The organism is Asaia sp. BMEF1, from assembly GCF_051628905.1.
GTDB lineage: Bacteria > Pseudomonadota > Alphaproteobacteria > Acetobacterales > Acetobacteraceae > Asaia.
Genome location: NZ_CP157575.1, coordinates 2,176,302 through 2,201,019, shown reverse-complemented (window position 1 = coordinate 2,201,019; position 24,718 = coordinate 2,176,302). Strand labels below are relative to the sequence as shown.

At 62.4% G+C, this 24,718-nt stretch carries 20 protein-coding genes and 1 riboswitch; of the genes, 7 read left to right on the top strand and 13 right to left on the bottom strand.

Features of this window, described 5'->3' with window-relative positions:
- The first annotated feature begins 59 nt into the window (after nt 1-59).
- Together ABHV46_RS09655 and ABHV46_RS09650 are read left to right on the top strand one after the other, a co-directional pair.
- Nucleotides 60-1,067: a VOC family protein gene (locus ABHV46_RS09655; protein ID WP_438381278.1), complete on the top strand. Its 1,008-nt coding sequence runs from the start codon at nt 60-62 to the stop codon at nt 1,065-1,067.
- Nucleotides 1,064-1,330 (top strand): hypothetical protein, encoded by a 267-nt coding sequence (locus tag ABHV46_RS09650; RefSeq protein WP_336945790.1) that lies wholly within the window; start codon nt 1,064-1,066, stop codon nt 1,328-1,330. The genes ABHV46_RS09655 and ABHV46_RS09650 overlap by 4 nt, the downstream gene beginning before the upstream one ends.
- A 185-nt stretch (nt 1,331-1,515) precedes the next feature.
- Here ABHV46_RS09650 and addA read toward each other — a convergent pair whose 3' ends face one another.
- The 5 genes from addA to ABHV46_RS09625 form a co-directional block, all read right to left on the bottom strand.
- Nucleotides 1,516-5,034, bottom strand: a complete 3,519-nt coding sequence (gene addA / locus ABHV46_RS09645; RefSeq protein ID WP_438381277.1) for a double-strand break repair helicase AddA — start codon at nt 5,032-5,034, stop codon at nt 1,516-1,518.
- Nucleotides 5,031-8,012 (bottom strand): double-strand break repair protein AddB, encoded by a 2,982-nt coding sequence (gene addB / locus ABHV46_RS09640; protein ID WP_438381276.1) that lies wholly within the window; start codon nt 8,010-8,012, stop codon nt 5,031-5,033. Before addB ends, addA begins: the two co-directional genes overlap by 4 nt.
- On the bottom strand, nt 8,009-8,443 hold the full coding sequence (tsaE, locus tag ABHV46_RS09635; RefSeq protein ID WP_336945787.1) for a tRNA (adenosine(37)-N6)-threonylcarbamoyltransferase complex ATPase subunit type 1 TsaE: 435 nt from the start codon (nt 8,441-8,443) through the stop codon (nt 8,009-8,011). Before tsaE ends, addB begins: the two co-directional genes overlap by 4 nt.
- A 246-nt stretch (nt 8,444-8,689) precedes the next feature.
- The gene (locus ABHV46_RS09630) at nt 8,690-9,328 is read right to left on the bottom strand and encodes a trimeric intracellular cation channel family protein (protein WP_438381275.1); all 639 of its coding nucleotides are present in this window, start codon (nt 9,326-9,328) and stop codon (nt 8,690-8,692) included.
- Nucleotides 9,325-10,350, bottom strand: coding sequence for a threonine aldolase family protein (locus tag ABHV46_RS09625; protein ID WP_438381274.1), 1,026 nt, complete (start codon nt 10,348-10,350; stop codon nt 9,325-9,327). The genes ABHV46_RS09630 and ABHV46_RS09625 overlap by 4 nt, the downstream gene beginning before the upstream one ends.
- Before the next feature lie 51 nt (nt 10,351-10,401).
- Nucleotides 10,402-10,514, bottom strand: a riboswitch (SAM-I-IV-variant riboswitch).
- Nucleotides 10,515-10,675: 161 nt separating this feature from the next.
- Here ABHV46_RS09625 and ABHV46_RS09620 point away from each other — a divergent pair.
- The 3 genes from ABHV46_RS09620 to ABHV46_RS09610 are packed head-to-tail and all read left to right on the top strand — an operon-like array spanning nt 10,676 to nt 14,157.
- The gene (locus tag ABHV46_RS09620) at nt 10,676-11,698 is read left to right on the top strand and encodes an NAD(P)/FAD-dependent oxidoreductase (RefSeq protein ID WP_336945784.1); all 1,023 of its coding nucleotides are present in this window, start codon (nt 10,676-10,678) and stop codon (nt 11,696-11,698) included.
- A 57-nt stretch (nt 11,699-11,755) separates the two neighbouring features.
- Nucleotides 11,756-12,901, top strand: a complete 1,146-nt coding sequence (gene alr / locus ABHV46_RS09615; protein ID WP_438381273.1) for an alanine racemase — start codon at nt 11,756-11,758, stop codon at nt 12,899-12,901.
- Nucleotides 12,898-14,157 carry a D-amino acid dehydrogenase gene (locus tag ABHV46_RS09610; protein WP_438381272.1) on the top strand — a complete coding sequence of 420 codons (1,260 nt, stop codon included), beginning with the start codon at nt 12,898-12,900 and terminating at the stop codon, nt 14,155-14,157. The genes alr and ABHV46_RS09610 overlap by 4 nt, the downstream gene beginning before the upstream one ends.
- Nucleotides 14,158-14,442: 285 nt before the next feature.
- Here ABHV46_RS09610 and ABHV46_RS09605 read toward each other — a convergent pair whose 3' ends face one another.
- The 3 genes from ABHV46_RS09605 to ABHV46_RS09595 all read right to left on the bottom strand — a co-directional run bounded on the left by ABHV46_RS09605 (nt 14,443) and on the right by ABHV46_RS09595 (nt 18,185).
- On the bottom strand, nt 14,443-14,733 hold the full coding sequence (locus ABHV46_RS09605; RefSeq protein WP_438381271.1) for a hypothetical protein: 291 nt from the start codon (nt 14,731-14,733) through the stop codon (nt 14,443-14,445).
- A gap of 321 nt (nt 14,734-15,054) precedes the next feature.
- Complete coding sequence (typA, locus tag ABHV46_RS09600; protein ID WP_336945780.1) at nt 15,055-16,878, bottom strand: translational GTPase TypA; 1,824 nt, start codon at nt 16,876-16,878, stop codon at nt 15,055-15,057.
- A 329-nt stretch (nt 16,879-17,207) separates the two neighbouring features.
- A complete protein-coding gene (locus ABHV46_RS09595; protein ID WP_438381270.1) occupies nt 17,208-18,185 on the bottom strand; it encodes an adenosine kinase in 978 nt (325 codons plus the stop codon).
- A 474-nt stretch (nt 18,186-18,659) separates the two neighbouring features.
- Here ABHV46_RS09595 and ABHV46_RS09590 point away from each other — a divergent pair, with 474 nt between their 5' ends.
- Nucleotides 18,660-19,172 (top strand): bactofilin family protein, encoded by a 513-nt coding sequence (locus tag ABHV46_RS09590; RefSeq protein WP_438381269.1) that lies wholly within the window; start codon nt 18,660-18,662, stop codon nt 19,170-19,172.
- An 83-nt stretch (nt 19,173-19,255) separates the two neighbouring features.
- On the opposite strand, the gene ABHV46_RS09585 is transcribed toward ABHV46_RS09590, so the two are convergent.
- Both ABHV46_RS09585 and rnd read right to left on the bottom strand, forming a co-directional pair.
- Nucleotides 19,256-19,924, bottom strand: coding sequence for a GcrA family cell cycle regulator (locus ABHV46_RS09585; RefSeq protein WP_438381268.1), 669 nt, complete (start codon nt 19,922-19,924; stop codon nt 19,256-19,258).
- 203 nt (nt 19,925-20,127) lie between these two features.
- Nucleotides 20,128-21,315, bottom strand: coding sequence for a ribonuclease D (gene rnd, locus ABHV46_RS09580; protein WP_438381267.1), 1,188 nt, complete (start codon nt 21,313-21,315; stop codon nt 20,128-20,130).
- Nucleotides 21,316-21,344: 29 nt separating this feature from the next.
- Here rnd and queF point away from each other — a divergent pair, with 29 nt between their 5' ends.
- On the top strand, nt 21,345-21,815 hold the full coding sequence (gene queF / locus ABHV46_RS09575; RefSeq protein WP_438381266.1) for a preQ(1) synthase: 471 nt from the start codon (nt 21,345-21,347) through the stop codon (nt 21,813-21,815).
- 113 nt (nt 21,816-21,928) lie between these two features.
- Here queF and atpC read toward each other — a convergent pair whose 3' ends face one another.
- The 3 genes from atpC to ABHV46_RS09560 are packed head-to-tail and all read right to left on the bottom strand — an operon-like array spanning nt 21,929 to nt 24,709.
- Nucleotides 21,929-22,348 (bottom strand): ATP synthase F1 subunit epsilon, encoded by a 420-nt coding sequence (gene atpC, locus ABHV46_RS09570; protein ID WP_438381265.1) that lies wholly within the window; start codon nt 22,346-22,348, stop codon nt 21,929-21,931.
- Between the two features lie 4 nt (nt 22,349-22,352).
- Nucleotides 22,353-23,807 (bottom strand): F0F1 ATP synthase subunit beta, encoded by a 1,455-nt coding sequence (gene atpD, locus ABHV46_RS09565; RefSeq protein WP_336945773.1) that lies wholly within the window; start codon nt 23,805-23,807, stop codon nt 22,353-22,355.
- A gap of 26 nt (nt 23,808-23,833) precedes the next feature.
- On the bottom strand, nt 23,834-24,709 hold the full coding sequence (locus ABHV46_RS09560; RefSeq protein ID WP_438381264.1) for a F0F1 ATP synthase subunit gamma: 876 nt from the start codon (nt 24,707-24,709) through the stop codon (nt 23,834-23,836).
- Nucleotides 24,710-24,718 lie beyond the last annotated feature (9 nt).

Below are 24,718 nucleotides of genomic sequence, written 5' to 3'. Positions count from 1 at the left end.
GGATACGCAAACGTTTTTAGGGAGAGGCTAATCACATCATCCGAGGGGTTCTTTCGTCGATGCGTCATGTTTCGCGCGGATTCTGGCTTGCCATGCTTTGTGGCACGAGCCTTCTGACCGTGGCTCCCCTCGCTCTTGCCCAGCCTGCGCTGGCGCCGATGCCTCCTGCTCCCGAGGATTACACGTCCGAGTCCCTGCCAGTCCGGGCGATCGTGCCCCCCTCGACACCGGGCGCACTCACCCCTCTGACATCGCCCGCCACGCATCGCCTGCTGCCAGGAAAAATCGTGTTCTCGATGCTTGTCACGCCCGATCTCGCCGGAGCGGAGCGCTTCTATAGTGCGCTGTTTGGCTGGGGGTTTCGCCCCGTCAACGATGGCAAGACCCCGCGTGTGGAAATTACCCTCGGCACCCAGCCTGTCGGCATGATCGTGGCTCACAAACTCGACGACCCCAGGCACGACGTGCCTTTCTGGATGCCATTCCTGTCCACTTCTGACACGGCGACTGTGGCCCGTGTCACGAAGCAGCAGGGCGGCAAGACGCTTTTCGGTCCCAGACCCATCGCCGGTCTGGGTCAGGCGGTGATTGTCTCCGACCCGCAGCACGGCCTCTATGCCGCCCTCAGCGCCCAGTCCGGCGATCCTGTCGACCGCGATAGCGATCCGGTTCTGAACAGCTGGTCGTGGGCAACGCTGCTTTCCCCGGCTCCGAGAGCGGCTGCGGGCTATTACCAGCTCCTCTTCAACTACAAGATCGTCGCTTCCCCCGAAGCCGACAGCCCCCAGCATTACATGCTCACCTCACAGGACAAGGAGCGCGCCAGCATCAATACTTTGCCACCGGGCATGGAACCGCGTGACAGGGCGCGCTGGATTCAGTTCATCGAAGTTCGCGACAGCGCGGCTGTTTCGAACAGGGCGCAGGCTCTTGGCGGGCGCGTTATCGTTCCGACCCATGTCGATCGTGATGGCGCCCAGATTGCCGTTCTGGCCGATCCGGGGGGTGCCGTATTCGGTGTGATCGAATCCCAGAAAGACATGCTCGAAGGAGCCCTGCCCCGGTGAAAAAAGCATCCGCCCTTTTCGCCCTTGCGGCGATTTCTTCCCTCGGCCTGTCGGGCTGTGGCGGCTATGACGGTTATGGTGGCGGCTATTACGGCTATCCCGGAGGGTGGGGACGGCAGGGCTGGAATGGCGGTTATTCCGTCGGCCCGCATTATACCGGACGCGGCTGGGGTGGCCCTGGCTATCGCCAGCGTTACGACGACAGGCGCGGCAATCGCGGCCCCCGTTACGGCGGTCATGGTGGCGATCGTTACCGCCATTGAACGGAACCCTGCCTGACCCTTCGGTGATGAAACGCCGGGCAGGCTAAATCGAGCGCGACACGCTCCTCACGTACTGACATCCCGAAAACGCTTCGGCGCGCGGGTCGCAATCGATGCGGGCAGATGCCGTATTCATGAAAGTCCCAACTGCATAGCACAAGCCTCAGGCCGTTCGATCGGCGGCGCTAATTCTCCATCTCTACGAGGCTGATGGTCGGGCCTTCGGTCCAGACCAGCGCCATGACGAGTTCATGCTCCGGGTAAAGCTGCCTGAGCACCGCACCATAAGCAGTCATCTGGCGCCTGTAGGCAGCGGGCACGGCCTGACCCGGTCGGGGCGGGTACTGGTTCGTCTTGAAATCGCAGAGCATGACGCGATTTTCCATCACACGCAGACGATCGACCTGCCCGAGCACGACCTGACCGAAAGCCAGCCCGGTGATAGGCTGTTCCGCCTTACTGCCGGGGGCGAAAAGCGGGGCGAGCGTCTCATCCGTCAGGATAGCGAGAACCTGCGTCACCAGACGCTCGATTTCTTCCCGCGCGAGGCCATGCGCGGGCTGGGCGAGGAAATCCTCGGCAAGAAAACGCCATTCCGCCGCATCGCGATCGGGCAGCCATTGCAGAAGACGATGCACCAGCATACCGCGATCGAGCGCGCGCCTGCGTCCGTTTTCCTGTCCGGCAGCGACCTGAAGGGGAGACAGGGCGGGTGGGGCGGCGCCGTAAGACGCGTTATCCGGCCGACTGGGGGCCAGGGGCCGGGTGAGCGGCGCCTCATGCGGGGCTGGGCGCGCATACCAGCCCGGCGCCTGCCCGAACAGGACAGGCATGGGCATCGAGGGCAGAGGCACGACTGCCTTGGGGGCGTAAAGCGCGCTCTCGGGTTCCGCCTCGATCACCAGACGCTCGCCTTCCCACCCGCCATCGAAAGGATGGCTTGCCGCACCCAGCGCCGCAAAACCAGCCTCGCACAGCGCATACCATGAGGTGTCGCTCTGCTTGCGTCGGGGCTCCCAGCCGCACACCACAAGCCAGTCGCTGGCGCGTGTCAGAGCGACATAGAGCAGGCGATTGCGCTCTGCCTGAGCGGCGGCCTTCTCCTGCTCCTTGAGTTTTTCGCCAAGGGCGGAAGGCAGTTCCCTGCCCGGCATCCAGACCGGCAGGTCGAGCCCGCTCTCGCGCGTCCAGAGCAATTTCGTTTCGCCCTGCACCTCTCCCGTCATATCGGGCAGAATCACCAGACGGGCCTGCAACCCCTTCGAGCCATGCACGGTCATGATGCGCACGGCATCGATCTCGGCTTCTGCCTCGCGTTTGACCGTCAGGCTGCTGGAGCCGAGCCAGTGCAGAAAACCCTGCATCGAGGGCGCGTGGAGCGCTTCGAAACGCAGGGCTGCAGAAAGCAGATCATCGAGGGGTTCCGCCGCCTCCGGCCCGAGCCGGGCCAGCGCGCGGGCGCGGCCCTCATGGCGGCCCAGCGCATCGGCGAGAATCTGATAGGGGGTGGCAAAGTCGATACGGGTCTGAAGGGCGGAGAGACGCTCCCACGCACTTTGCCATTCGGGTCGCTCGCGATGACGTTCGCGCAGAACGGTCCAAAGCGGGCGTTCACCGCGTTCCATGGCCAGATCCATGAGAGAGCTATCGCTGACCCCACCAAAAGGCGAGGTCAGCACGGCGGCAAGCGTCAGATTATCCTGAGGCAGAAGCAGCGCATGGCACAGCGCCATCAGATCCTGCACCGCCAGCGAATCGGTCAACCCGACACCGACGAGGGTGGCGACCTCGACACCCTGCCCTTTCAGTGCCCGGATCAGCGCACGCAGAAAGGCCGAGCGGCGCGGCACCAGCACCAGCACCTCGCCCGCACGAAGCGGCGCCTGGCCCGGCTGGGGCGGCTTGCCGATCTGCCGGGCAATCCATTGAGCCAGCGTATCGGCCAGTTTCTGCGGGGCACGACTCTGACCGGCATTGCCGGAAGGCGCCGCCCAGGGGTCGTCGATGGCGTCTTTTTCGTCTTTTGGGACCAAAGGCCAGAGTTCGACGCGCCCGCCCTGACCGGGACGGGCGGAGCGATGCGGCGGCAGCGCCTCCCGCCCCGGCTCACGCAACCCGTCTGCCGCGAGCGGGCTGGTGAACACCGCATCGACCAGATCGAGCACCGGCGTGACAGAACGGAACGAAACACCAATCTCGGGCGTGCGCCAATCCTGCTCTGCACCGAGTACCATTTCGCGGAACCGGTCTCTCGCGCCGAACAGGCCCTGAGGATCGGCGCCCTGAAACGCGTAGATCGACTGCTTGAAATCGCCCACGGCGAAGACGGTACGCGGGCGACCGTCCATCTCACGGGCACTCTCACCCACGAAGAATTCCTCGATCAGCGCCGTTGCGATTTCCCATTGCGCGGCAGACGTGTCCTGCACCTCGTCGAGCAACAGGTGATCGAGACCGCCATCGAGTTTGTACAATACCCAGGAGGCACCCGGATCGCGCAGCAGATCGCGCGTGCTGGCGATGAGGTCGTCATAATCGACGAGACCGCGCAGCGTCTTGTCCTGCGCATAACGCTCCAGAGTGGGCGCGGCGAGGGCAAAAAGCGCCAGATTGAGCGCAATCAGGCGCTGCACGGCGATCGCCCGATCCAGCGCGATGACCCGCTCGGCCTCAGCGGTGAAGGCCTCCATGATGTGCAGCCGGTCGCGGGCAATGGCGGCAGGCACGAAAGCGCGCGCCGCGCGTGGCGTGCCGGTGCCTGTCACGAAAAGATCGGTCCAAAGAACCGGATCGCGCTCGGAAGCCGGTCGGGACAGCGCGTCGAGCATCTTGCCCAGCGTCGCCTGCATCGTGGCCGTGCCGAGCGGCAGCGCCTCCTGCGCGCATCGACGCAGAGCGTCTTCCTGCGGTGAAGCACAGCGCTGCGCTTCGAGGTCTGCCAGATCGACTTCGTCCCCGGCACCGAAGGCCTTGCGATAGGCGCGTTCAATAGCGCCCGGCTCGATCTGCCAGCGCGCAAAGCTCTGCCTCAGACGCGACACACGCCCCTGCAACGCCCTGATGCGGTCGAGATAGTCTTCAAGCCCGACCTGACCAGCCAGAAGCGTCAGACGCGCTTCCATCGCGGCGTCACCCTTGGCACGAGACAGCGTCTGCTCGATGGCATTGGCCAGAGCGAGGCTCGAATCGGTCTCTTCCATCAGGGTAAAATGCGGATTGATAGCCGCTTCGAGCGGAAAGCGCCTGAGAAGCGACTGACAGAAAGCATGAATCGTGCCGATCTTCATGCCCCCCGGCAGATCGAGCACACGCACGAACAGAGCGCGCGCCGCCTGACGGGTTTCGGGCGACACCGGCACGCTGAGCCCGTGCAATTCGCAATCGAGCGCCGCATCGGAGAGAGACACCCAGCGCCCCAGACGGGATTGCAGACGGTTGGCCATCTCTGCCGCCGCCGCCCGGGTGAAGGTCAGGCACTGGATGCGCGCCGGATCGCTACCCGGCAGCAAGACCGGCGCTCCTGTCTCGGGGTCGGGCATCAGAACCGGCAGCATCAGGCGCAGCAGGCGGTCGATAAGCAGTTTCGTCTTGCCGCTCCCCGCCGAGGCCGAGACGAAAACCGACGCCAGCGGATCGGAAGCCTGCCGCTGAATGTCATTGGCCGAGGCAATGACCTGCGCGTTCATTTTTACCAGTTCGCTCATTCCCCGCCCTCCTCGCGCGCGGCGCTCCATTCCGAAACGCGGGCCAGATGGGCGTAATCGCTGTAGCGCGGCACATAATCGGGGTGAGGATGGGAGCGATAGGCTGTGTTCGGATCGTCGAATATCTCAACGCGTCGGCGCAGCCTGTCGAGCGCTGAATCGATGAGGGAGTCGAGATCTTCCGGCTTGCGCGGCACGCTGAGCTCCTCACCGCGATGGCGGTCACCCGTCAGGCGCCAGTAAAGCAATGACGCCGTTTCCGCCGCAGGCAGATCGACAAAACCATCAAGACGCAGCATGGCGGCTTCAAGCACGAGCTGCGAACTCCATCCGGCTTCGACATCGCTCACCTTGGGCAGAGTGCCTGTCTTATAATCGATAATCGTGGCGCGTCCGTCCCGCCCGATCTCGATCCGGTCGGCGCGGGCAGTCAGACGGAACGGGGCGTAAGGCGGGGTCAGGGTAAGCGTGCCTTTCAGCTCGGTCTTGAGCTGGGCCGGTTTCTCGCGCTGGGCCTCGCGCTCGCAAACCCAGTCGGCAATGCGCAGCACACGCGGGCGCCACCAGGCGGCAAGGGCCGGGCGCAGCTCACGGGCCTCAAGCACGGCAAGCAGACACTCATGCAAGGCGCGGCCGCCCTTCTGCCCCTGCTTAAGCCAGAGATCGATCCCGTCATGAACTACGACGCCGATATCGGAGCGATCAGCGGCTTCTTCCAGCGCGGGCAGCGCCTTCAGCTTCAGCACATGGCGGGCATAGATCGCATAGGGATCGCGGAGCCAGGAATCGATTTCGGTCACCGAAAGTCGACGCGGGCGCAAGGCAACGGGCGGGCGTGGCTCCGGCGGGGAGACGGGGCGTGCCGGGCCTGAAGGCTGATCCATGGCCGCCTGCCACATCAGGGCAGGATGGGCAGGCAGCTTCTGGCCCCGCCCCTCGAGCAGGGCGTCGAGACGCACCAGCCATCGCGCCGGAACGGCAGGAGCGCCATCGCGTCTGGCCGCGCTCGACAACACGATTTCCTCACCCGAGAGAAAAGCGGTGGTGAAATCATGCGCTGCCGTGCCGATCAGCCTTTCGGGCGACGGCAGACCGGCGCGTGTGCGCATGGGGCGACTCAACCAGGGGCCGGGATCGGTTGCGGGGGGCCAAATTCCCTCGTTCAGGCCGCCCAGAATAACCAGATTGGCAAATTGCAGACGCGCTTCCAGCACACCCAGAATAGACACGCGCGGATGGAGCGCTTCGCCATCGCGCCCCTGCAACACGCGCTGGCCGAACACCATCTTCCCCGCCATCGACGCCAGCAGGAAAGCAGGCAACCCCGCCAGACCCTGCGGCGGCAAAACCGCGCCATGGGTCATCAACCCGACCAGATGGCGCGACAGGGCATGACCTTCTGCCCCCATCCACAGACGCTCTTCTCCCGGTTGCTCCTGCGTGCTGGCCAGAGCTTCCGCCGCCTGAATGAGTCGCGTCAGCAATTGCGGCAGAGGCAGGGCGCCGCAATTCAGCAAAGGCGACACAGCCGCGTCCAGACGGTCGAGAAACAGATCGAGCGGCTCGGCCTGATCGGGGCGATCGGCACTCTCAGCCTCGCTCTGGTCCTGACGGTCGAGCGCCTGACGCAGGCCCTTCATCCCCGGCGGCGGCGCAGGCCCCCGCAGCACCAGCCGTTCCAGACGACGCGCCGTGGCGCGGCAATTACCCGGTGTGCTGCCCAGCGCCACGAGCGGATGTTTCAGCAACGCCAGAAGCGCCACAGGGGCGAGATTATCCGCCGCCGCTTCCGCCAAAAGACGCAACAGAATAGCGGCAGGGCTGAGCGCAAGACTTTCGCCCGCACTGTCATCGGCGACGATCCCGTAGCGCAACAGTTCCGTGGCAACGCGTCGGGCAAGAGCGCGATCCGGCGTGACAAGTGAGGCCGTTCTGCCGGGATGTTCGACCGCCTCGCGCAGGATCATGGCGATACTGGCCGCCTCCTGCTGCTGATCGGCAGCGTCGAGACGTGTAATTCCGGTCAGGGACAAGGGGGCATTATCCTCGCCCCAGGCAGACAGTCCTTCCATGGGGCGCATCGTCAGACCTGCCAGAGCGATACGACCCTGTAGCGTCTCGCGGGCGGCACCATTCTGCGGTGACACCCCATCATCCCACAGGGCGATGGTTTCACGGGAAACACCCAGATCGTTGATAAGTCGTCGGAAACCCGATTGCGGATGGCTTTCCGGCAGGGTTTCCCACAGCGTTTCGGGCAGATCGAGATCGACGCCGGGCAGGATCACGCAGCCCTGAGGCGCCTCAAGCACGGCACGCAGAATAGCGCAGACGGCAAACATGCCATCGGTAAATCCGACCGCCCAGAGCCTGCCCTGCGGCGCCGCCTGCATCCAGCGTTCGGCCTGCGCCCTGAGCACCGCCACCTGACGCGCCACGGGATTCATCAACCCGGTCTCGGCCAGCCAGACGGGCCAGGCTTCAGTGACGATATGCAGAAATTGCAGTGTCTTGTGCCAATGATCGGCAAAGCGCGGCTCGGCAGCATCGGGCAGGCGCTCGCGCAGATCCACTCCCACGCGCTCGGCATCATCCATCAATTCCGCCAGAGCAGAAGCGAGCGGCCAGGCCTGCTCGAGCGTCAGCTCTGCGCTGAACACGCCCTTTGCGCGCAAGACCAGCGCCGCCAGAACCGACAGGCGGCGCAGCGGATCGACCGCAGCAGGAAAGGAAAACGCCTCGACACCCGAAAGCGCCAGATCGTCTTCGCTCACATCGCCTACAGGCAGAATGCGCGGCAACAGCGCCGCCTTGCCGTCAAGACAGCGCAGAAACGCCTCGGTGAGATTGCGCGCTGCGCGACGCCCCGGCACGAGAATCAGCGCATTGGCGTCATCCTGCGCTGTATCTCCCTCAAGCCAGCGTCGTGCGACATCGTCGAGAAAGGAACGGTCTGCCGGGATGGTCGCGAGAATCACAGCCGGTCGCTCCATCCCGTAAGGGTCACTGTGCGCGCTTCTTCCTCATCCCCCTGAGTGAAGGCCAGATGCAGCGCATGATCGGGGAGTTCGTCTTCTGCACGTTCGGGCCACTCGACCAGAATGATGCCCTCCTGAAGCTCGTCCCAACCCAGTTCGAACAACGCGTCCGGCCCGTTGAGGCGCCACAGATCGAAATGCGCCACGGTGCCCTTGATCGTGTCGTAAGTCTGAACCAGCGAGAAGGTCGGGCTCGGCACTTCAAGCGCCGGATCCTGCGCGAGCGTCCTGAGAAAGGCACGAGCGAACACGCTCTTCCCCATGCCCATTTCGCCATGCAGCGCAATCACGTCCCCCGGCCGCGCCAGTCCCGCCAGACGGGCGGCAAAAGCTTCTGTGGCAGACTGATCGGGCAGGTCGATTTCGCTCATGCCGACAGTGTAAAGCCGGGCTCACGCGATGGGTAGAGGCAAGCGCAGGGCCCAGCCCGCCCCCCAGAAAGGAGCAAGCCCCTTTCGTCCCGCTCCATCATACTTGCGTCCGCAAGACTTCAGATCGCACCTGTCTCATACTTAGCATGCGCATCGAGACGCAATAATCCTGAGACCGGGTTTCAAAAGGGTGACCACCCTTTTGCAGGGCGCTGCCCCGCGCCCTGCATCCGGCCGCGCAAGCAATTACCGACGATAGGCAGGCAGATCGACCTTGCCGATAATGGCATAGCCTCTCAGGCAGAATCCCAGCACGACGGCGATCGCCCCTGCTATAATCGGAGAGAGGCCGACAGCGTCCAGACCGACATACAATCCCGCAGCAAGGGCGGCGGCGGTAACGTAGAGCTCGGGACGGATCACGATAGAGGGCAGATCGGCCAGAACGTCGCGAATAATACCGCCCATGCAGGCGGTGACGACCCCCATGATCGCCGCTGGCAGCCAGGGGATACCATAGGCAGTAGCCTTGGCCGCGCCATAAACGGCGTAGGAGGCGAGGCCCAGCCCGTCGAACCAGTCTATGGCGCGTTCGTGCCAGACCCGATGGGGCGTGAACCAGACCAGAAGGGCAATGCCCAGACAGACGGCAATCGGCGCTGTGGCGTGCATCCAGAAAACAGGTGCGCCGATCAGCAGATCGCGCAGCGTGCCGCCGCCTACGCCCGTCATGGCGGCGAAGAACGCGAAAGTGACCATGTTCTGCCTCGCCCTGGCGGCAACCAGCGCGCCGGAAATCGCGAACACAGCCGTGCCAGCCATGTCCAGATCGGACAGGGTCGACGCCGAGAGCGCGTGAATGCTGGCAAGAGTGGCAGGGCTCACGCGGCTAGAACCTCGATATCGGCGGCAAGCTGCGCCACGCGTTCAGGATTGGCGTCCCAGGCGAACATGAAGCGCGCACCGCCGCCGATGAAGGTGTAAAAACGCCATCCGCGCGCGCGAAGCCCTTCAAGCAATGTCTCAGGGGCCTTGAGAAAAACGGCATTGGCCTGAGCCGGAAACATCAGCGAGAGGCCGGGCAGCGCCGTGATCCGTTCTGCCAGTGCTTTCGCGCTATCATTGCCGTGCTGGCCATTACGGAGCCAGGCGCCGCTCTCCAGCAAACCAACCCAGGGCGCCGAAATGAAACGCATTTTCGAGGCCAGCTGTCCCGCCTGCTTGCAACGATAATCGAAGCCTTCGGCGAGTTCGCGATCAAAAAACAGAATGGCTTCACCAACCGCCATGCCGTTCTTCGTGCCACCAAAACACAGCACATCCACCCCGGCTTTCCAGGTCATCTCGGCAGGCGTGCAGCCCAGAGCCGCGCAGGCATTGGCAAAGCGTGCGCCATCCATATGCAGGCGCAGCCCCAGTTCGCGGCAGGTTTCGGCAATCGCGCGTATTTCTGCCAGCGAATAGACCTCCCCCGTCTCAGTGGGCTGGGTGATCGTAACGACCTTTGGCTTGGGATAGTGGATATCGCTGCGGCAGGTCGCCAGCGCCCTTATGTCCTCGGGGAAAAGCTTGGCATGATCCGTGCGGGCCACCAGCAGCTTGGAGCCGTTGGAGAAAAACTCCGGCGCGCCGCACTCATCGGTCTCGACATGGGCGAAAGACGAACAGATGACACTGTTATAGGATTGGCAGAGCGACGCCAGCGCAAGCGAATTGGCCGCCGTGCCGTTAAAGGCAAAGAACACCTCGCATGACGTACCGAACAGGGTACGGAAGCTGTCAGAAGCGCGGCTTGTCCATTCATCATCGCCATAGGCCGGAACCGAACCTGCATTGGCCTGCTGCATCACATCCCAGACTTCGGGGCAGATACCGGCATAATTGTCACTGGCAAATTGCTGGGCCACGGCGGTGAGTCCTTTCTGGACGTACAGACGCTCCGAACGAAAAGGGGGTGTGGCTTGTCCCGAGATTGCCGGAGCGGCCACATCTCTTCGGCAAAGACCGAAGATACCACCTTGCCCGGGAGCAGGTTGGCGCCGACAGGATCTGTCGACTCTTGATGCTGGCAACTTTCGTATCAAAGGTGTGAGTGACACGCAATGCGCCTGTATCTATCGGACGCTGCGGCAGGGCGGGCTTTGGCTTCAGTTCCGGCTCTGGGCGAGGCTCGCGCTTTCTGTTAGCTGCTAAGAGGAACACAGGACGCAACAGACAGGAATGAACGCGCTTATGGGCCAGACTCCTCTCGATATCGATGTCGCCATTATCGGTGCAGGGCCGACCGCCCTTTTTGCGGCTTTCGAATGCGGGATGCTCAAACTCTCCTGCGTGCTTATCGACGCGCTGGGCGAGATTGGCGGTCAATGCGCGGCGCTCTATCCTGAGAAACCGATCTATGACATTCCGGGTCATCCCTCGATCGAGGGTGGCGCGCTGATTGCAGCGCTCGATGCGCAGATTGCCCCTTTCGACGTGCCACGCCTGCTCGGCCAGCGGGTCGAAAAACTTTCGGGCACGCGCGGTGACTTCACGCTCGAGACCGACAAGGGCAATGTGGTCACGGCGCGTGCGGTCATCATCGCCGCCGGAGCAGGGGCTTTCGGGCCGAATCGCCCGCCACTCGATGGGCTCGACGCCTATGAGGCCAGTGGTGCCGTTCAGTATTACGTGCGCAAGCGCGCCGATTTTGCGGGCAAGCGCATCGTCGTGGCTGGCGGCGGCGACTCCGCCCTCGACTGGGCGCTGTCACTCTCGGATATCGCCGACAAGATCTATCTGCTGCATCGCCGCGACCGCTTCCGCGGGGCGCCGGAGACTTTGGCGCAGATCGAAACCCGCGTGGCAGAAGGTCGTATCGAGAAGGTCGTGCCCTATCAGCTTCATGCGCTCCAAGGCGAAAACGGCGCGCTCTCAGCGGTCGATGTGATCGATCTCGAAGGGCAGGTGCGCCGTATCGAGGCCGATACGCTTCTGCCTTTCTACGGGCTTTCGACCGATCTCGGCCCGATTGCCACCTGGAACATCGACAGCATCCGCACCACTTTGCCCGTCACCCCTTCGACCATGGAAACCAGCCTGCCCGGCGTGTTCGCCATCGGCGACGTCGCGACCTATCCCGGCAAACTCAAGCTGATCCTGCAGGGCTTCAGCGAAGGGGCGATGGCGGCCCATGCCATCCATCCCATCGTGCACCCCGATCAGGCGCTGCATTTCGAATATTCCACCAGCAAGGGTGTGCCCGCAGGCTCTTGAGCGATGGCAGGGGGCAGTTTAGAATGATTTCGAAATGATCGAGAGACCCGGACCCGAATGACAGTGCAGCAGAGCGAGGTGGAAGCAGGCGCGAAACAGCGCGCCGGAGGCTGGTTACGCATCGACCTCGATGCCCTCAAGCAGAACTACACACTGCTGACACGGAAAGTCGGCCGCGGCGTAGCGGTAGGCGCGGCGGTCAAGGCCGATGCCTACGGGCTGGGCGTGGCGCGTGTCGCCCCTACCCTTTACCGGGCCGGGTGCCGCCGCTTTTTTGTCGCAACCGTCGATGAGGGGCTCGGCCTGCGCCCGCTTCTGCCGGACGACGCGGCAATCTGCATCCTGAACGGCCCTCCCGTTGCAAGCGAGAGGGTTCTTGCCGCTTCGGGCCTGACTCCCGTTCTGAACAGCCTCGATCAGGCGCGTCGCTGGGCGGCACTGGGTCAGGAGACAGGTCATAAACGACCCTGCCTGCTTCAGCTCGATAGCGGCATGTCGCGTTTCGGGCTCTCGGGCGAGGATCTCGACACGCTTTGTGCCGAGGCGCTGCCGGACGCGCTCGACATCGCTTATGTCATGAGTCATCTCGCCTGCGCCGACGATGCAACCTCACCACGCAATGAGGGCCAGCGCCTGCGTTTTGAAGCGCTGAGGCGCAAGCTGCCTGCTTTGCCCGCCAGCCTTGCCGCATCGAGCGGTATTTTTCTGGGCGAGGCGTTTCATTTCGATCTGGTCCGCCCCGGCTATGCGCTTTACGGCGGCAACCCTACTCCGAACCTGCCCAACCCGATGCAGGCTGTCGTCACGATGCTGGGCGGAATGGTTCAGGATCGCTGGATCGCGCCGGACACGGCAGTCGGTTATAGTGCACGCTTCGTGGCAACGCAGAAGACGCGCATCGCCACGCTCTCTGTCGGTTATGCCGACGGATTTCATCGTCGCGCCGGTGGCTTCACCAGCGCGGTTCTGCCTGCAAGGCCAGACATATCCCTCCCCGTAGTGGGCCGGATCTCGATGGACTGCATGGCGCTGGACATTACCGCGCTGGGAGAACTGGATTTGCCCCCCGGCACGGGTTTCGAGCTGATCGGCCCCCATCGTCCGCTGGACGATCTGGCCTCAGCGCTGGATACGATCGGATATGAGCTGCTGACCAGTCTCGGGAAGCGCTTCCATCGTGAATACATTGAGAGTTCACAATGAAGATCATCGTCATGGGCGCCGGTGTGATCGGCGTCACTACTGCCTGGTATCTCGCTGAACAGGGCCATGAGGTTGAGGTTATCGATCGCCAGCCCGGAGTCGGGCTTGAAACCTCGTTCGCCAATGCCGGTCAGGTCTCGCCGGGTTATTCAACCCCCTGGGCCATGCCCGGCCTGCCACTGAAGGCTGCGCGCTGGATGTTCCAGAAGCATGCGCCGCTGGTGGTGCGTGCCGCTGCCGTCAATGCGCCGATGCTGCGCTTCATGACGCAGCTTCTGAGCAACTGCACGCATCATGCCTATGACATCAACAAGAGCCGTATGCTGCGTATCGCGGAATACAGCCGCGACTGTCAGGCCGAGCTACGCCGCGCGACCGGCATCACCTATGATGATGGGCAAAAGGGGCTGATCCAGCTCTTCCGTACCGACAAGCAGGTCGAGCACGCTCATGAAGATATGCGCCTGCTCGCCGAGAGCGGTGTGACGCATGAGCTTCTGAGCACGGAAGAGGTCCTGAAATATGAGCCCGGCCTGTCGGGAGCGCGTGCGCTCCTCAAGGGTGGCTTGCGCCTGCCGGGCGATGAGTCGGGCGATGCGTATCTCTTCACCCAGCGTCTGGCCGCCATGGCCGCTGAAAAAGGCGTCAGCTTTCGCTTTCGCACCGAGATCGAAGCCATCGAGGCGGCGAGCGACGCCATTTACGGCATTCGCACCAGCGCAGGCCGCCTGACAGCCGATGCCTATGTGCTGGCACTGGGCAGCTACTCGCCCCGCCTGCTCAAGCCGATCGAACTCGATCTGCCGGTCTATCCGGTCAAGGGCTACTCGCTTACGGCGCCGATCACCGATGAAAGCCGTGTGCCCACCTCGACGGTCAATGACGAGACCTACAAGGTCGCCATGACACGCCTTGGCGATCGCATCCGCATCGGTGGGACGGCAGAACTGACAGGCTGGCGCCTCAAGCTGAGCCAGGATCGTCGCGAAACGCTCGAACTCTCGTTCAACGAGATGTATGGCGGCGCCGATCTCAGTCGCGCCCGTTACTGGACCGGCCTGCGCCCCTGCACCCCTGACGGCACACCCGTCATCGGCCCGTCGGGCCGATACAGCAATCTCTGGCTCAACACCGGCCATGGCACGCTGGGCTGGACGATGGCCTGCGGTTCGGGCCGTATTCTGGCCGATCGCGTCAGCGGCAAGCGCACGGATATTCCGGCGCTCGATCTCTCGCTGGATCGTTATAAATCCTGAGTTGCTTCAGGGCTCTGCCCTGCACCCGGAAGGGGGCTTGCCCCCTTCCGGGTGCAGATAAGGTCTCGGCTCCGATCTTCAGGCCACATGACTGCAAGATGCGGAAAGTTTTTTCCGGTCGTTCGCCCGAGATACAGTCAGCTTCGGGGCATTTCCAGCAATCTGACCGACGACCTGAAGCAGGTTCATGGACGTCGGGTGTCATCGCCTTTCGGAACATAACGTATCGAGCATAAAAAAAGGGGCCGTTTCCGGCCCCTTTTTCATTACCGATCGTAAGAACGATCAGTTGCCGGAAGCGTCCTTCTCGGCGGCAGCTTCTGCACCCTTCTTGTGGTGCTTGTGCTTGTGCTTGCCCTTATGCTTGTGCTTGGCAGCCTTGTCGTCGGTCGATGCAGCCGGAGCCGCTTCAGACATCGGGGCCGGTGCCGTAGCTTCCGGGGCGGCAGGAGCAGCCGGTGCTGCAGCGGCAGGAGCCTGGGCAGCAGGAGCGGCGTCCTGAGCGAAAGCAGGAACGCTCAGCGTCATGGCAAGAGCGGCAACACCGGTGAGAAGGCGACGATTGAAAACGAGCATGAAACGAGCTCCAATAAGCGAATGCACATAATCACAGGCGTCAGACAGTCGGAAGAAACCGACCCTCTGAACTCATGACCTCGTGAACGCTATCAGCGTTTTTTCAAATCGTCTCGAAAGAAATTAAATAAAATGACTGTAATCGCACGGTAACGGCGCATATTCGCCTTAATCGCGACATGTTCATAAAAAAAGGCCACCGCTTCCGGTGACCTTTTCCTGAAACCCGCTCCGCCCGCATTGGCTCACGAAGGGACTTCGCCGTCCTGAAACGCCTTGTTCCAACCGGCTGAGACCACCCGGTTGGATGAGTAACCGGGATCAGACGTCAGACTTGACCTTCGACATACGCTTGCGCTCGTTCGGGTCAAGGTAACGCTTGCGGATACGTACTGCAGACGGTGTCACTTCGACCAGCTCGTCGTCTTCGATATAGGCAATCGCCTGCTCAAGGCTCATCTTGCGCGGCGGGGTCAGAAGCAGGGCATCGTCCTTGCCGGCGGCGCGGATGTTGGTCAGCTTCTTTTCACGCACGGCGTTGATGTCGAGATCGTTTTCACGCGAATGCTCGCCCAGGATCATGCCCGTGTAGATCTTCTCGCCCGCGTCGACGAACATCGTACCGCGATCCTGCAGCGCGAACAGCGCATATTGCGTGGTCGCACCGTCTTCCGAAGAGATCAGCGACCCGTTGCGACGGCCGTCAATCGTACCGGCATAGGGCCTGTAACCCGCGAACAGACGGTTCATGATGCCCGTGCCGCGCGTGTCGGTCAGGAATTCGCCGTGATAGCCGATCAGGCCGCGCGACGGAATCAGGAAGGTCAGACGAACCTTGTCACCACCCGACGGACGCATATCCTGCATCACGCCCTTACGGATCGACATCTTTTCGACGACTACGCCCGAATAGGGCTCGTCGACGTCGACCAGAACCTCTTCGTACGGCTCTTCACGCTCGCCGGTCTCTTCGTTGGTGCGGAAAAGCACACGCGGGCGACCGATTGTCAGTTCAAAGCCTTCGCGACGCATCATTTCGATGAGCACGCCAAGCTGAAGTTCACCACGACCGGCCACTTCGAAAGCTTCGCTCTCGGCGCTCTCGGTCACCTTGATGGCAACGTTGCCTTCGGTTTCCTTGAACAGACGATCACGGATCTGACGCGACGTCACCTTCTTGCCTTCACGACCGCCCAGAGGGCCGTCATTGATGCGGAAGGTCATCGACAGGGTCGGCGGATCGACCGGGGTCGAGGGCAGCGGGCCGTCGAGCGCCGGATCGGCAATGGTGTCAGGAATGGTAGCGTCGGACAGACCGGCCACAGCAACGATGTCACCGGCTTCGGCTTCTTCCACCGGCACACGATCGAGGCCACGGAAAGACAGCAGCTTCGTCAGACGGCCAGTTTCGACAACCGAACCATCGGGACGCAGCACGCGCACCGGCATGTTCACGCGGGCGCGGCCCTGCTCGATACGACCCGTCAGGATGCGGCCCAGGAAGTTGTCGCTCTCGAGAATGGTCGCAACCATGCCGAACGGCGCTTCCTTGTCCAGACCCGGCGTAGGCACATGACGCAGCACCAGATCGAACAGCGGGGAAAGATCCTTGCGCGGACCGTTCATTTCCATATCGGCCCAGCCCTGACGGCCCGAAGCGTAGAGCATCGGGAAGTCGAGCTGATGCTCGTCGGCACCGAGAGCCGCGAACAGATCGAAGATCTCTTCATGAACTTCATCGGGACGGGCATCGCCACGGTCGATCTTGTTGACGACCACGATCGGACGCAGGCCACGGGCCAGAGCCTTGCCCAGAACGAACTTCGTCTGCGGCAGAGCGCCTTCTGCGGAGTCGACCAGAATGATCGCGCCATCCACCATGCTCAGGATACGCTCGACCTCACCACCGAAATCGGCGTGGCCCGGGGTGTCGATGATGTTGATGCGCGTGTCGTTCCAGACGACCGAGGTGCACTTGGCAAGAATGGTGATGCCACGCTCACGCTCGAGATCGTTGCTGTCCATCGCACGCTCAGCAACGTGCTGGTTCTCGCGGAACGAACCGGACTGCTTGAGAAGCTGGTCAACAAGGGTGGTCTTGCCATGATCGACGTGCGCGATAATGGCGATGTTACGGATTTCCATGAAGCGGTCCTGATCGGGCTTGCAGGGTCATGCCCTGCCGGATCGCTCCCTTGGAACGACACAAAGCCGGGACTGACGGATTTGGCCGTGTTCTGCACAATTTCCCGTCAGAGTGCAATGAAAGGTTCCGAAAAGACGGGTTTTTTCGGGTTTCACAAGGTGAAATTGTGGCTGCTCGACGGGTCTGGACTTCTGGCGGGCAAGGTATGCGGGGCGCTGCCCCGCTCTCCGGAAAGGGGCGAGCCCCTTTCAACCCCGCCTGATTTCAGAACGGTTTCCAAAAGGCAACTGCCCTTTGGCGGGGGATAGGGCAGAGCCCCATGAAAGCCTCACGCCTTGAGAGCGAAATCCTCGGCAGGACGAGCGCCCATACGGGTGATGATGGCCGCGGCAGACTGGTTGCCCAGCGTGGCGCAGGCCTCTAGGCCATGACCCTTGGCGAGACCGGCGAGGAAGCCCGCGGCGAAGGCATCGCCAGCACCCGTAGTATCCACGACCTTCACAGGCTCCGTCGGCACGACGAACTTCTTCCCTTCGGAGAGAATGACGGCCCCTTTTTCGGCGCGAGTCAGCACGACCAGAGAGGCGTCAGCGCCAGCCTGGGAAGCGGCGGAGTCGAAATCCTCAGTGCCGTAAAGGGCACAGATTTCGGCCTCGTTGGCGAAAAGGATATCGATATGACCGGCGACCAGCGCACGGAAAGCGTCATGATGCCGGGCTACGCAGAATGTGTCGGAAAGGGTGAGTGCCACGCGACGGCCCGCCTTGTGCGCGGTCTCGGCAGCGAGGATAAAGGCGGCCTGGGCGTGATCCTTGTCGAAGAGATAGCCTTCCATATAGGTCACAGCGGCGCTGGAAACGGCGACCTGATCGACATCTTCCGGCCCGAACTCGGTGCAGATGCCAAGATAGGTGTGCATGGTACGCTGGCCGTCTGGGGTGACGAGAATGATGCATCGCGCGGTGGGGCGATCGGCTGCTTCGACCGGCACGGACGGATAAAGCAGGTTCTGGGCGGTCAGGTCTCTGGCATAGCCCAGACCGGCTTCATCGGCGGCGACCTTGCCCAGATAACCCACACGGGCACCGAGACGTGAGGCAACGACAGCCGTGTTGGCGGCAGAACCCCCGCCCATAACCTGCTCGGGCGTGATCTTCGCTTCGATTTCTGCAGCCTGCGCGGCGTCGATCAGGGTCATGCTGCCGAGAGGCGAGCCGAGAGCCGTCAGCGTCTCCTGGGAAACCGGGGCCAGAATATCGACAATGGCGTTGCCAATGCAGAGCAGATCGAGAGCAGGCGCAGTCATGAAGTCTCCAGAGAGATGAATTAAAGCGAAAGAACCCCCATTCACGCCATGAAATCAACATGATCAATGGCAATCGTAACGCTGCGTGAACGACAGGTTCGGCATTCTTCGCCAAAGGCCATGACACAAGACTCGGTCAGGGTCAAAAACCGCGAAAACCTGCCGTTTATCGGCTTGTCGCTTGCGCATCTTAACGTGTAAGCCGGGTAAGGGCGTGGGGTGCTGTTTCGATGGTATCTCGCCTGTCCCAAGCCGCCAGCGGCACCCGAACCGCCACCTTTTTGAACGCGCAGCGGGGTTCTCTTGTTCAAACGACGCAAACCAGAAGATACAGCTCCTCAATCTTCAGGTGCTTCGGCCAGTAATGGTCAAAAAGCGACTGCCCCCGGCTCGGGCAGCGCTTCGCTCTTCCCTGAGCGTCCGGCCCCCGCGGCTGACGCTTCACCAGCCTCTCAATTCAAGGATTCTGCCGCGATGGGTCGTTCGCCGTTCCCCACCCCTCCCTCTCCTGCTGCGCCGGCAGCCCCTGCTGCACCGGCACGCCCTGCCGCCGCTGCGGCTGCCCCCGGTGGCCGTCGTGACTCCTCAGACCGCCGCACGCTCGTCGTTGGACGCGGCATTTCGGTTCAGGGATCGATTCAGGACGCCGAGCGTCTGGTGGTTGAAGGCACAGTCGAAGCCTCGCTGCTCCAGGCCGCTGAACTCTCCGTCGCACCGGGCGGTGTTTTCCGCGGTGAGATCGAGGTCGAAGACGCCGATCTGGCTGGTACGATCGACGGCACGCTGACCGTGCGCGGCAATCTGACCGTGCGCGCGACAGGCAAGCTGATCGGCAAGACGCGTTGCCGTCGCCTTCAGGTGGAAGATGGCGGCCAGATTACGGGTCATCTCGAAATGATCACCGGCGATATGCCGCCGCGCCCCGCCGCTCTCGAGACGCCCGCTCCGGCTATCGAGAAGTCGGAAGAGGCAGCCCCCTCTGCCTGAGCCTTTCAGGGGCCCAGATACAGAAAAGCCCGGTCTTTCATGACCGGGCTTTTTTTATGGGGCGGGGCCGGAAGCTTACGAGGTTAACCGACGCTTTCGCGACGGTCGCGCAGTTTCACATAGGCGATCGCGCAATGCTCGGCGCAGTAGGGTTTGCCGGGTACGGGTTTGGCACCACAGAAATGAAAGCCGGGCGTGCCAGGGTCGCCGTTCGGCCAGCAGCAGGCCGGACCGCGACGCGGCGAGGTTTCTGTCGTCAACGGGCGCAGAAGCGGGCGAAGCATCAGGTCTGGCGACATGGTTTTGGCCTCGGCGGGTTTGCGGGTCGGGCTGGGCTTGCTGGCGGCAGGAGCGTTTTCAACTTGCACCTCAGAGGTGGCGTTTGCAGCAGCTTTTTCAACAGGCTCCATTTTCGGAGCAGGCGGCACGACTGGCTCGGCAGTGACGGGTTTCGCCGGGGCAGCAGACGCAGCCGTAGCGGCGACGGAAGGTTTCGCCTCGCTGGGGGGCGCAACCGGTGCCGACGCCACCGTCTCTTCGGCAGGCTGTGCGGCGGATGCGTCGACCGCAGCGTCCTTGCGAGGCTTGGCCGTTGCGCGGATCGGCGAAGGGCGCGGCGGCAGGCCCAGGCGATGCGCCTTGCCCACAACTGCGTTTTTCGTGATCGATAGCTGCCTGCCAATCTCGGCAGTGGATAGTCCTTCCTGCCAAAGCGTCTGAAGACGGGAGATTATTTCGTCAGTCCATTCCATCGCCCGTGCTCCTCATTCAGTCCAGTGACGTAAAACTAGGGTGTCGATACGACTTGCTCAATCCGTAAATCGGATTTTTCTATGATGAGACTGGCGGATAAACACGGAGCTCTTGCTCAAGTCAATCTGAACCCGCACGAATTACCAAAGAATGAAGGGCGGGCCACCGGTATGACGCGGGCAGCACCGCCTGTCACGAACGATCAATCCGTGCTGCCGGAGCGGACGAGACGAACGGCACGCCCCTTCACAACGAGCTGGATCTCCCCCTTGAGCAGGGCAAGGGCGTCGTCGCCGAAAACGGCACGACGCCAGCCCTGCAGAACGGGGCTATCGGTCTCGCCCAGAGCAAGACTGTCGAGATCGTCACTCGTCGCCACAAGCTTTGGCGCCACCCGATTGGCCTCACAGCTTGCCGCCAGAACAACCTTGAGCAAAGCCACGAGCGCGCCAGAGGGCTTGGCACCATCTGATTTTCGGGGAGGGCGCGGAAGATCCGTTTCCGGCAGGTCGATACCAATTTGTATGGCGGTGAGCAGCCCCGGAGCGGCCTTACCCTCGGCAAAGCCACGCGAGACACCGCGCACGCGCGACAGGGCCTCGGAATCCTGCGGTCGAACGGCAGCGATTTCGAGCAGGCTCTCGTCACGAATCAGGCGCTGGCGGGGAATATTCAACGCCTGCGCCTCGTTTTCACGCCAGGCAGCCACCTCGCGCAGTACCGCCAACATACGGCGGTTATTGGTGCGGGCCTTGAGCCGCTCCCACTGGCGACGCGGGTCGGGCCGGAACGTTGCCGGGTCGTTCAGAACGGCCAGTTCGGCGTCAGCCCAATGCAGCCGGTTCTGCTTGTCGAGTTCGCGATGCAGCGCGAGATAAACATCGCGCAGATGGGTGACATCGGCCGCGGCGTAGGCAATCTGCGCTTTCGACAGCGGGCGCGCCGCCCAATCGCTGAAGCGATGCGTCTTGTCGATGCTCGCCCCTGTGATGGCACTGACCAGCGTGTCGTAACCGACCTGGTCGCCATAGCCACCGACCATGGCTGCCACCTGCGTATCGAAAATCGAGCGTGGCAAGGCATCGAATAGATGCAGGAAGATCTCAAGATCCTGGCGGGCTGCATGAAAGACCTTCACGCAGCTCTCTGTCGCCAGAAGGTCGGCAAGCGGCGCAAGGTCCAACCCCGGCGCCAGCGTGTCGATAACGGCCACGTCGGACACGCCACCCAGCTGCACGACACACAGCTCGGGCCAGTATGTATGCTCGCGCACAAACTCCGTATCGATCGTAACGAACGGCTCCTGCTTGAGTCGGGCGCAAAGTTGCGCCAAATCTTCTGTAGAAGACACGATGACTGGGGCTGGGAAACCGGCTTGAGACACTTGCATTTCCCTTCCATACATCAGGGCAGACCATCATGACCACATCAGAGAACGATCTGGCGGCTCTTAGCCAGCTAGGCCGCCAGACAGTCCAGCCGGAGAGCCCGGAGACCGCGACACTCGAACGCGTCCCGAGCCCGCATAAGGGGCGTGACTACGTCGTACGCTTTACGGCACCCGAATTCACCTCGCTCTGCCCTGTAACGGGCCAGCCCGATTTCGCCCATATCGTCATCGACTATATTCCGGGCGAATGGATCGTCGAGAGCAAGTCACTGAAGCTCTATCTGACCAGTTTCCGCAATCACGGCGCTTTTCACGAAGACTGCTCAGTCAGCATCGCCGTGAAGCTGGCCGAGATCCTGAATCCGAAATGGCTGCGCATCGGGGCCTACTGGTATCCGCGTGGAGGGATTCCCATCGACGTCTTCTGGCAGACGGGCGAGGCGCCCAAGGGCGTCTGGATTCCGGCTCAGGACGTGCCCGGCTATCGCGGTCGCGGCTGAGTATGGCTGCCCCCCGGCTCCTTCGGGGGCCGGAAATAGGGAAAACGAATTTTACCGTCGTCCCGATATGAAAAAGGCCGGTCCCCCTGGAGGAACCGGCCTTTTTCTGAAACTCAGTGCAGCGGGTGAGCTGCCTCGGCGGCCTCGATAGCCGCTCTGGTCGCCTGTATCTTGCGAGACAGACGCTCCTGATCGGCAATGTCGTCGGCAGCGATATTCGTCAGCTGGGTTTCCAGCATTTCGAGACGGCTCTCTGCTTCGCTCAGGACGATTTCCTCAACCGCCAGGGCCTCATCCGCAAGGATGGTGCAGCGATCGGCCGTGATATCGGCGAAACCACCGGAGACGAAGAAACGCTCGGTGACGACGCCGTTCTCATACAGAGAAACGACCCCGCCGCGCAGCAGGAGCATGATCGGCGCATGATCCGGCATGGCCGCGATATCGCCTTCCTCGCCCGGGATGACAGCCATATCCACTTCCTTGCGGAAGAGCAGCTTCTCCGGGCTGATGATTTCGACCTGAACCGGCATGGGCTTACGCCGACTCCTTCATCTTTTCGGCCTTGGCGATCGCTTCTTCGATCGGTCCGACCATGTAGAAGGCGCCTTCCGGCAGGGTGTCGTATTCACCGGCAACGATGGCCTTGAAGCTGCGCACGGTGTCATCGAGCGAGACGAGCTTGCCCGGCGAACCCGTGAAGACTTCAGCCACATGGAAAGGCTGCGACAGGAAGCGCTGGATGCGGCGCGCACGCGCCACGACCTGCTTGTCCTCTTCCGACAGCTCGTCCATGCCCAGGATCGCAATGATGTCCTGCAGACCCTTATAGGTCTGAAGGATGCGCTGTACGTCACGGGCCACCTTGTAGTGCTCTTCACCGACGATCTTCGGGTCGAGCGAACGCGAGGTGGAGTCGAGCGGATCGACAGCCGGGTAGATACCCATTTCGGCGATCGAGCGGTTCAGCACGGTCGTTGCGTCAAGATGGGCGAAGGTCGCAGCCGGTGCCGGGTCGGTCAGATCGTCGGCAGGCACGTAAACGGCCTGAACCGAGGTGATCGAGCCCTTCTTGGTCGAGGTGATGCGCTCCTGAAGGGCGCCCATCTCGGTAGCCAGCGTCGGCTGATAGCCCACGGCCGAAGGAATACGACCCAGCAGAGCCGAGACTTCCGAACCAGCCTGCGTAAAGCGGAAGATGTTGTCGACAAAGAACAGGACGTCCTGGCCTTCCTCGTCACGGAAATATTCCGCAAGCGACAGGGCGGACAGGGCGACACGGGCGCGCGCACCCGGCGGCTCGTTCATCTGGCCATAAACCAGCGCCACCTTGGAGCCCTGGGTCGAGCCGTCTTCACCGATCTTGATCACGCCGGCATCCTGCATTTCGAAATACAGGTCGTTGCCTTCACGCGTACGCTCACCGACACCGGCGAAGACGGACACGCCGCCGTGAGCCTTTGCGATGTTGTTGATCAGTTCCTGAATGATGACGGTCTTGCCGACGCCAGCGCCACCGAACAGACCGATCTTGCCACCCTTGAGGTAAGGGCAGAGGAGATCGACAACCTTGATGCCGGTCACGAGAATTTCGGAAGCAGCCGCCTGATCTTCGAAGGACGGTGCCTTGCGATGGATCGGGTAATGCTTGTCGGACACGACCGGACCACGCTCATCGACGGGCTCGCCGATGACGTTGAGGATACGGCCAAGCGTCGCCGGACCGACAGGAACGGTGATCTGACCGCCCGTGTCCTTGACTTCGCTCCCACGGACGAGACCGTCGGTGCTGTCCATGGCAATGCAGCGCACTTCGCGCTCACCGATTTCCTGTGCCACTTCGAGCACGAGGGTCTGGTCACCGTTCTGGACGTGCAGCGCATTGAGAATATGCGGCAGCGTGCCTTCGAACTGGACATCGACCACGGGACCGCGGATCTGCGTCACGCGACCCACAACGTTGCTGCTGGCAGACGACAGAGTTTCGGACATCGTATTTCGGCTCCTGCGTAAAAGTCTCAGACGGCTTCAGCGCCGGAGATGATCTCGATAAGTTCTTTGGTGATATTGCTCTGTCGGGTGCGGTTGTAGCGCTGCGACAGATCGTCGATCGCCTTGCCTGCGTTCCGTGTCGCGTTATCCATCGCTGTCATGCGTGCGCCCTGCTCGCCTGCCGCGCTTTCAAGAAGCGCCGAGAAGAACTGCACCTGGATATTGCGCGGCAGAAGCTGAGCGAGCAGCTCGGCTTCATTCGGCTCAAATTCGTATTGAGCACTATATTCTGTCTTGTTGTCGTTCTCGGGCACCGTTAGGGGCACGAGCGCCTCTTCCGTCGGGGTCTGGGTCATCGCATTCACGAAACGATTGAACACAACCGTCACACGGTCGACCTGACCAGAGGTGAGCAGATCCGTCACGCGTGCGCCGAGATCGGCCGCGGTCTGAAACTGCACCTCACGCCCACCCGTACCGGTGATGCGATCGACAAGCTTTGTCGGAAAAATGCGCGCCATGGCATCGCCGCCCTTGCGGCCGACGGGCAGGATACGCACCGTTTCGCCCTGGGCTTCGAGACGCGCAACAAGCTGGCGCGTCGCACGCACCAGATTGGCGTTGAAGCCACCAGCAAGCCCGAAATCGCTGGTGAGAAGGACGACGAGATGCGTCGAGCCCCTTCCACCTTCGAGCAGGATCGGCAACTCGCCCTGACCAGCCGTCGCAGCAGCCAGCTCGGCAAGCATGCGGCGCATGGCGGCGGCATAGGGACGCGAAGCCTCGGCATGCTTCTGAAAACGGCGCAGCTTGGAGGCTGCAACCATCTTCATGGCACTCGTGATCTTGCGCTGTGATTTCACGCCCGCGATCCGGGCGCGCAGTTCCTTCAGCGAGGGCATGGTCCGTCC

Bases quoted from the DNA above. Each gene is read 5' to 3' on its own strand.
- ABHV46_RS09655 (WP_438381278.1), top strand. From the start codon at position 60: ATGCGTCATGTTTCGCGCGGATTCTGGCTTGCCATGCTTTGTGGCACG.
- addA (WP_438381277.1), bottom strand. From the start codon at position 5,034: ATGAGCGAACTGGTAAAAATGAACGCGCAGGTCATTGCCTCGGCCAAT.
- tsaE (WP_336945787.1), bottom strand. From the start codon at position 8,443: ATGAGCGAAATCGACCTGCCCGATCAGTCTGCCACAGAAGCTTTTGCC.
- ABHV46_RS09620 (WP_336945784.1), top strand. From the start codon at position 10,676: ATGGGCCAGACTCCTCTCGATATCGATGTCGCCATTATCGGTGCAGGG.
- alr (WP_438381273.1), top strand. From the start codon at position 11,756: ATGACAGTGCAGCAGAGCGAGGTGGAAGCAGGCGCGAAACAGCGCGCC.
- ABHV46_RS09610 (WP_438381272.1), top strand. From the start codon at position 12,898: ATGAAGATCATCGTCATGGGCGCCGGTGTGATCGGCGTCACTACTGCC.
- ABHV46_RS09605 (WP_438381271.1), bottom strand. From the start codon at position 14,733: ATGCTCGTTTTCAATCGTCGCCTTCTCACCGGTGTTGCCGCTCTTGCC.
- typA (WP_336945780.1), bottom strand. From the start codon at position 16,878: ATGGAAATCCGTAACATCGCCATTATCGCGCACGTCGATCATGGCAAG.
- ABHV46_RS09595 (WP_438381270.1), bottom strand. From the start codon at position 18,185: ATGACTGCGCCTGCTCTCGATCTGCTCTGCATTGGCAACGCCATTGTC.
- ABHV46_RS09590 (WP_438381269.1), top strand. From the start codon at position 18,660: ATGGGTCGTTCGCCGTTCCCCACCCCTCCCTCTCCTGCTGCGCCGGCA.
- ABHV46_RS09585 (WP_438381268.1), bottom strand. From the start codon at position 19,924: ATGGAATGGACTGACGAAATAATCTCCCGTCTTCAGACGCTTTGGCAG.
- rnd (WP_438381267.1), bottom strand. From the start codon at position 21,315: ATGCAAGTGTCTCAAGCCGGTTTCCCAGCCCCAGTCATCGTGTCTTCT.
- queF (WP_438381266.1), top strand. From the start codon at position 21,345: ATGACCACATCAGAGAACGATCTGGCGGCTCTTAGCCAGCTAGGCCGC.
- atpC (WP_438381265.1), bottom strand. From the start codon at position 22,348: ATGCCGGTTCAGGTCGAAATCATCAGCCCGGAGAAGCTGCTCTTCCGC.
- atpD (WP_336945773.1), bottom strand. From the start codon at position 23,807: ATGTCCGAAACTCTGTCGTCTGCCAGCAGCAACGTTGTGGGTCGCGTG.
- ABHV46_RS09560 (WP_438381264.1), bottom strand. From the start codon at position 24,709: ATGCCCTCGCTGAAGGAACTGCGCGCCCGGATCGCGGGCGTGAAATCA.